The organism is Sphingomonas sp., from assembly GCF_026460985.1.
GTDB lineage: Bacteria > Pseudomonadota > Alphaproteobacteria > Sphingomonadales > Sphingomonadaceae > Sphingomonas.
The window spans coordinates 1-6,196 of the sequence record NZ_JAPKNM010000075.1 but is presented as its reverse complement, the minus strand read 5'-3'; the positions used below and the strand labels follow the sequence as shown (position 1 = coordinate 6,196).

Here is a 6,196-nt window from a genome sequence, read left to right as displayed (position 1 = left end):
CGGGCGTCCGGACGAAGCTCGGCAAAAGCCAGGTCCTCGAGCTCGGCTTTCAGCCCCTCCATGCCGATCCGCTCGGCGAGGGGCGCATAGATCTCCATCGTCTCCGCAGCGATCCGCCGCCGCTTATCGGGACTCTTGATGAAGTGCAGCGTGCGCATGTTGTGCAGCCGGTCGGCGAGCTTGACCAGCAGCACGCGGATGTCGTCGGACATCGCGAGCAGGAATTTCCGCAGGTTCTCCGCGGCGCGCTCGCTCTCGGTCTGCGCCTCGATCTTGGAGAGCTTGGTGACGCCGTCCACCATCCGCGCGACATTGTCGCCGAACAGCCGCTGGATCTCCTCGGGGGTGGCGACGGTGTCCTCGATCGTGTCGTGGAGGATCGCGGTGGCGATCGTCTCGTCGTCGAGATGCAGGTCGGTCAGGATGCCCGCCACTTCGATCGGGTGGCTGAAATAGGGGTCGCCGCTGGCCCGCTTCTGGCTGCCATGCGCGTTGACCGAGAACACATAGGCGCGGTTGAGCAACGCCTCGTCGGCCTGGGGGTCGTAGGAAAGGACCCGGTCTACAAGTTCATATTGACGCAGCACGGGGCCTAGATGGCGCCCCGTGCTGCTGCATTGCAATGATTTTCGAGCGTTAACGCGGTATCAGCGCGCACCGTTCAGATCAGCGCGCCTTGGTGTTGCACTTGGCGAGCGCGTCGGCGTCGAATTCGGTGCCGTTGGCGCGGAAGGCCGAGAGCTGACCCACTTCGCGGGCGACGAGCTCGCAGACGATGTTGTCGCGCGCATTGGCCTTCGAGGCCACGCACACGCCCTCGCCGCACTTCCAGATGGTCGAGCGCGTGACGAGGCTCGCCTTCTCGGGCGAAGTCACCGGCGTGGCGGCATAATAGCCGCGGGCGGTCTGGGCGAAGCCGGCAGCGGGGGTGAGCGCCAGCGTGGCCGCGGCAGCTGCCGCGACGGCAAGATAACGGGTCATGTCTTCCTCCTGGGGAGCTGTCGTTGCAACATCAGTTGCGAATCAATACCTAATTGACTAGAAGATAAGTTGCAAGCAGAAACTATTGCTGCGTCGCAATACGTTATCCCATTTCGTGGGGTACCAAATTGGAGTAGGGTATTCAGTCATGGGTGGTGCGATCCGAGAGTCGCTGCGCGAGCTGGCGAAAGACTGCAGCCTTCCGGCTGCGCTGGAGGCGATGGGCGAGCGCTGGTCGTTCCTGATCCTGCGCGGCTCGTTCAACGGGCTCCATCATTTCGAGGAGTTCCAGTCCGAGCTCGGCATCGCGCGCAACATCCTCGCCAACCGGCTTGCGCGCCTGGTCGACAAGGGCATTCTCGAGCGGCGGCCCTGTCCCGAGGATCGGCGCAAGATCGAATACCGCCTGACCGACAAGGGCTATGCATTGCTCCCGACGATGATCGCGCTGCGGCAATGGGGCGAGCGCTGGGAGACCTGCGTCCCCGCCTTCCCGGTGCTGGTCGACGCGCGCGACCGCAGGCCGATCGCGCCGGTGACGGTACAGGCGCATGACGGCCGCATCCTCCAGAAGGGCGACCTGCTCTGGGCGCTGCCCGAGGACGTCGCCGAGGACGAACCCGAGGTCCGCGCCGCGGAATAGGCCGGCGAAGAAAGGGTGCGGCCGGCCACCTGGCCCTTGGTTCCGCAACTCGGCGCAGCTATGCTGCGACTCGACGCGTCTCTACGGCGTTTACCATTCGTTAACGCTTTTCGTTCATTTTTCGATAACAGTTTTCGACAATTCGGACATGGATCGGAGGGTCGCCAATGTTTCGGCGTATCGTCACGCTTGCCTTGTGTTCGGTGCTCGCCGCCTGCGCGGCGAAGGGCCCGCCCCAGGTCGTGCTCGTGAGCACGGTCGCGGTCGAGGAGCCGCCGGCATGGCGCAGCTCGATCACACCCGACAGTGAGGCGAAGCTGGAGGGCCTGCGCGCCAATTGGGCCGGGCTCCATTCGCGGCTTTCTCCGCGCGTGCGCACCGCCCAGGGCAAGCTGGTCGATCCCGCCGCGGGCCTCGATCAGCCCACGCTCACGCCCGGATCCTATCACTGCCGCGTCGTCCGGCTGCGCACGCCGGCGCGGGGCCCCGCCACTGCCCGCAGCTCGTCCAACGACTTCTGCTTCGTGTCGAGCACCGACGAGGGCGTCGCCTTCGTCAAGCAGACCGGCAGCGATCCGGCGGCGGGCTATTTCTATCCCGACGGCAAGCGCTACGTCTTCCTCGGCGCGCGCCAGCGCCGTGCGGGCGAGAATTCGCTCGGTTACGGCAACGAGCCCGCGCGCGACATGGTCGGCGTGGTCGAGCGTGTTGGCGGCTTCCGCTGGCGGCTCGCGGTCGCCGGCGCCGACGCCCGCCAGCTCGACATCTACGAGCTCACCCCGGTCCCCGCCGACCAGCAGCCGCGCGGCTGACCGGCGCACGCCCAGATTTCTCCAATTCGGAGACGCTTCCGTCCGAATCGGGCTTGAAGCGTGCCACCATGCGCGCGTGGCAGAAGGCACCGCTCCTCGGGTAGAATATGCGTGCGGACGCTGCGGCAGCGCAGCCGTCACGCGCGACGCCTGGGCGGAATGGAACCTGGAACGCCAGGCCTGGCTGCTCAGCGAGATATTCGACTTCGCCTTCTGCCACACCTGTCACCGCGAGACCCGCCTCGCCGACCGTAGACCGCGATAGGCATTGAATCCTCCCCCGCCAGGGGGAGGTGGCATGCGAAGCATGACGGAGGGGGAGGACAGCGGTGCGTGTGGGGGCGCAGTTCGACAAACCCTTGCGATCGCGACGCGGCGGCGAAGCGCGCTCCAGGCTGATCGCCGTCCGCCCCCTCCGTCGCCATCGGCGCCACCTCCCCCTTGCGGGGGAGGATTGATGGTCGCGCCGCTATTCCTCCACGCCCAGCTGCCAGAGCACGAACGCCATCTCGTCCGCGGCTTCCTTCAGGCTCTCCCAGCGGCCCGATTTGCCGCCATGCCCGGCGCCCATGTTGGTCTTGAGCACCAGCACATTGTCGTCGGTCTTGGTCGCGCGCAGCTTCGCCGCCCATTTGGCGGGCTCCCAATAGGTCACGCGCGGATCGTTGAGCCCGCCCGAGATGAACATCGGCGGATAGGCCTGGGCCGTCACATTGTCGTAGGGCGAATAGGAGCGGATCAGCGCGAAGGCCGCGGCGTCCTCGATCGGGTTGCCCCATTCGGGCCATTCGCCGGGCGTGAGCGGCAGGCTCTCGTCGAGCATCGTGTTGAGCACGTCGACGAACGGCACGTCGGCGACCACCGCGCCCCACAGATCGGGGTCCGAATTGACCACCGCGCCCATCAATTCGCCGCCGGCCGAGCGCCCAGCGATCGCGATGCCGCCCGCATGGGTGAAGCCGCGCGCGATCAGCCCCTTCGCCACGTCGACGAAATCGTTGAAGGTGTTCGCGCGCTTGTCGAGCTTGCCGTCGAGATACCATTGCTGGCCGAGATCGTCGCCGCCGCGGATATGCGCGATCGCGAAGGCCATGCCGCGGTCGAGGAACGACATCCGGCTGGTCGAGAAACCCGGCGGGATCGCATAGCCGTAGGCGCCATAGGCGTAGAGATAGAGCTTGCCGCTGCCGTCGCGCGGGAAATCCTTGGGATAGACGATCGAGACCGGCACCTCAGTCCCGTCGCGCGCCGCGATCTTCAGCCGCTCGGTGCGGTATTTCGACGCGTCATAGCCGCTCGGTATCTCCTGCACCTTGAGCGTCTCGATCGCGCCGGTGGCGACGTCATAGTCTTGCACCGTCCCCGGCGTGACCATCGATTCGTAGCTCAGCCGAAGCTTGTCGACCGCATATTCGGGATTGTCGCCGAGCCCCGCGACATAGCTCGCCTCGGGGAATTCCAGCCGCACCGGCGCGATGCCCGCATCGTAGCGGTGCAGCTCGACCTGATCGAGCCCGTCCTGGCGCCCCTCGACGATGAAGAAGTCGGCGAAGCAGGTCACCCCGGTCATGTAGAAATGCTTCGAAGGCGCGATCCGTTCGATCCATTCGCCGGGAGTGTCGATGCTGGCGGTCACCAGCCGGAATTGCGGGTCCACGTCGTTGGTGTGGATGAACAAAGTGCCGTCATGCTCGTCGACATCGTATTCGCGGCCCTGCTTGCGCGGAGAGACGCAGCGCAGCGGAGCAGAGGGATCGTCGGCAGGCAGCAGGTACACTTCGCTGGTCACATGGTCGCCCGTCGCTACCACCAGCCATTTGCGCGAACTCGTCTCGCCCACCGCGACCCGATAGCCTTCGTCGGCTTCCTTGAAGAGCTCCACGTCGTTCTCGACCGGCTCGCCCAGCCTGTGCCAGCGGGCATTGTCGGTGCGCCAATGCTCGTTGGCGATGCCGTAGAGGAAGCCCCTGGAATCGCTGGTCCAGACGATCTCGGAGAGCATGCCGGGAATCGTGTCGGGCAGCAGATCGCCGGTCTCGAGGTCCTTGACGCGTACCTCGAACCGCTCCGAGCCGTTGTCGTCCACGGCATAAGCCAGCCAGCGCCCGTCGGGGCTGACGCTCAGCGCGCCCAGCCGGAAATATTCCTTGCCCGCGGCGAGCGCCGGCTCGTCGAGGATCAGCTGGTCGTCGCCCCCGCCTACGGGCTTGCGCCACCAGCGCGGATATTCGCCCCCGGTCTCGTAGTCGGTCCAATAGAGCCAGTCGCCGTCCTTCTGCGGCACGGTCGATTCGTCTTCCTTGATCCGCCCGCGCATCTCCTGGAACAGCCGCTCGCTCAGCGGCTTGCGCGGCGCGATCACCGCCTCGAAATAGGCGTTCTCCGCCTCTAGATAGCCGAGCACGTCCTTGTCGGTGACGTCGGGATAGCCGGGGTCCTTCAGCCATGCCCAGGGATCGTCGATGGTGACGCCATGGGCGGAGAAGCTGTGCGGGCGTGTGGCCGCGACGGGCGGCGTGGGAAGATCGGTCATCCCGCTCCCCTTAACGCAGCTTGCCGCCGTGTCGAAGCCCCGCGCTTCAGGCGAGCGGCAGGGACGGCTGCTCGGCCAGGCCCGCGCGGACCACGCGGTTGCGCCCGGCCTGCTTGGCGCCGCGGAGCGCCTTGTCGGCGCGCTCGATCGCTTCCTCCACGGCGGCTCCGCCGAAACGGCAGACCCCGGCCGAGAAGGTCAGTGCCTGTCCGTCGAGTTCGGCCAGCGGGTTGGCGACCAGCCGCCGGGTTACGCGCTCGAGCACGCGCGCCGCCTCTTCCTCGGTCGCCCCGCGGAACAGCACTGCGAATTCCTCGCCGCCCCAGCGCGCGACCAGGTCGCCGCGGCGCAGCTCGGAGGAGAGCCGCGCGGCGAAATCGCGCAGCACGCGGTCGCCGGCGTCATGGCCGAGATGGTCGTTGATCTGCCGGAAGCGGTCGAGGTCGAGCAATGCGATCGCGCCGCGCCGCTCGGCGGGCAGGAGGTCGTCGACATCCGCGAGGAAGCCGCGCCGGTTGCGCGCGCCGGTGAGCAGGTCCTCCTTGGCGGCGAGCTCGCGCATCCGCGCCTCGGCGGCGCTCGCGGCGAGATTGACGCTGCCGAGCAGGCTGCCGATCACGTCCTCGCCCCGCGGCTCCGGCGGCGCGGCAATGTCGTCCTGCTCGGGGGGCGGCGCGAGCAACGCCCCGACGCCGAACAGCGCCACCGCGCTGCCGGCGAGCGTCGCCAGCCACAGCAGCGCGAACTCGGGAAGCGCCAGCCGCCCCGTCGCCGCGCCCCAGCCGAGCCAGGCGACCAGCGGCACATGCGTCGCCGCGAGGCACGTCGCGAGCAGCCGCAGCCGGAGGGCGCGCGGAAATCCGGACGAGCTGGCGCGATAGAAAAGCATGACCCCTCGCTGTCTTTTTGCGGCGACGGGCCTGTCTCGGCGATCCGCCTCAAAATATCCGAAACGGTAAAGCTTAACGCGGGTGAAGCGTTTGCTTGGGAAGGGACCCTAGGAAGGATCGATATTCAGTTTGAGGGCTCCCCTCCCTGAAAGGGAGGGATGATCGGGCCGGCCATGCCCCCGGCATGGCCTGAACAGCGCGGGGCGCTGTTCACCCGATCATGGGTGGGTGCGCGCGTCTGCGCGCCTAAAAGATTCGCCAATCGTGCAGCAAAAGGCACCGGCCGGGGCATCGAGCCCCGGCCGGTGCCAACCCACCCCTAACCCCTCCCTTGAAG

General features: G+C 67.2%; 6 protein-coding genes. 2 read left to right on the top strand and 4 right to left on the bottom strand.

The window, feature by feature from the left end; genetic code table 11:
• Both MT490_RS12530 and MT490_RS12525 read right to left on the bottom strand, forming a co-directional pair.
• Positions 1–587, bottom strand: a 587-nt coding sequence (locus MT490_RS12530) for an HD domain-containing protein (protein ID WP_297388049.1), incomplete at its 3' end; no start/stop codon positions are given.
• Between the two features lie 79 nt (positions 588–666).
• Positions 667–981 (bottom strand): hypothetical protein, encoded by a 315-nt coding sequence (locus MT490_RS12525; protein ID WP_297388048.1) that lies wholly within the window; start codon positions 979–981, stop codon positions 667–669.
• Between the two features lie 148 nt (positions 982–1,129).
• Between MT490_RS12525 and MT490_RS12520 the strand changes: the two genes are divergently transcribed.
• Positions 1,130–1,624 carry a helix-turn-helix domain-containing protein gene (locus tag MT490_RS12520; RefSeq protein ID WP_297388046.1) on the top strand — a complete coding sequence of 165 codons (495 nt, stop codon included), beginning with the start codon at positions 1,130–1,132 and terminating at the stop codon, positions 1,622–1,624.
• 167 nt (positions 1,625–1,791) lie between these two features.
• On the top strand, positions 1,792–2,436 hold the full coding sequence (locus MT490_RS12515) for a DUF4893 domain-containing protein (protein ID WP_297388044.1): 645 nt from the start codon (positions 1,792–1,794) through the stop codon (positions 2,434–2,436).
• Between the two features lie 469 nt (positions 2,437–2,905).
• Here MT490_RS12515 and MT490_RS12510 read toward each other — a convergent pair whose 3' ends face one another.
• Positions 2,906–4,969 carry a S9 family peptidase gene (locus MT490_RS12510; RefSeq protein WP_297388041.1) on the bottom strand — a complete coding sequence of 688 codons (2,064 nt, stop codon included), beginning with the start codon at positions 4,967–4,969 and terminating at the stop codon, positions 2,906–2,908.
• 46 nt (positions 4,970–5,015) lie between these two features.
• Positions 5,016–5,858 carry a GGDEF domain-containing protein gene (locus MT490_RS12505; RefSeq protein WP_297388039.1) on the bottom strand — a complete coding sequence of 281 codons (843 nt, stop codon included), beginning with the start codon at positions 5,856–5,858 and terminating at the stop codon, positions 5,016–5,018.
• Positions 5,859–6,196 lie beyond the last annotated feature (338 nt).

Excerpts from the sequence above, each read along its gene's own strand:
- MT490_RS12525 (WP_297388048.1), bottom strand. The coding sequence starts at position 981 with ATGACCCGTTATCTTGCCGTCGCGGCAGCTGCCGCGGCCACGCTGGCG.
- MT490_RS12520 (WP_297388046.1), top strand. The coding sequence starts at position 1,130 with ATGGGTGGTGCGATCCGAGAGTCGCTGCGCGAGCTGGCGAAAGACTGC.
- MT490_RS12515 (WP_297388044.1), top strand. The coding sequence starts at position 1,792 with ATGTTTCGGCGTATCGTCACGCTTGCCTTGTGTTCGGTGCTCGCCGCC.
- MT490_RS12510 (WP_297388041.1), bottom strand. The coding sequence starts at position 4,969 with ATGACCGATCTTCCCACGCCGCCCGTCGCGGCCACACGCCCGCACAGC.
- MT490_RS12505 (WP_297388039.1), bottom strand. The coding sequence starts at position 5,858 with ATGCTTTTCTATCGCGCCAGCTCGTCCGGATTTCCGCGCGCCCTCCGG.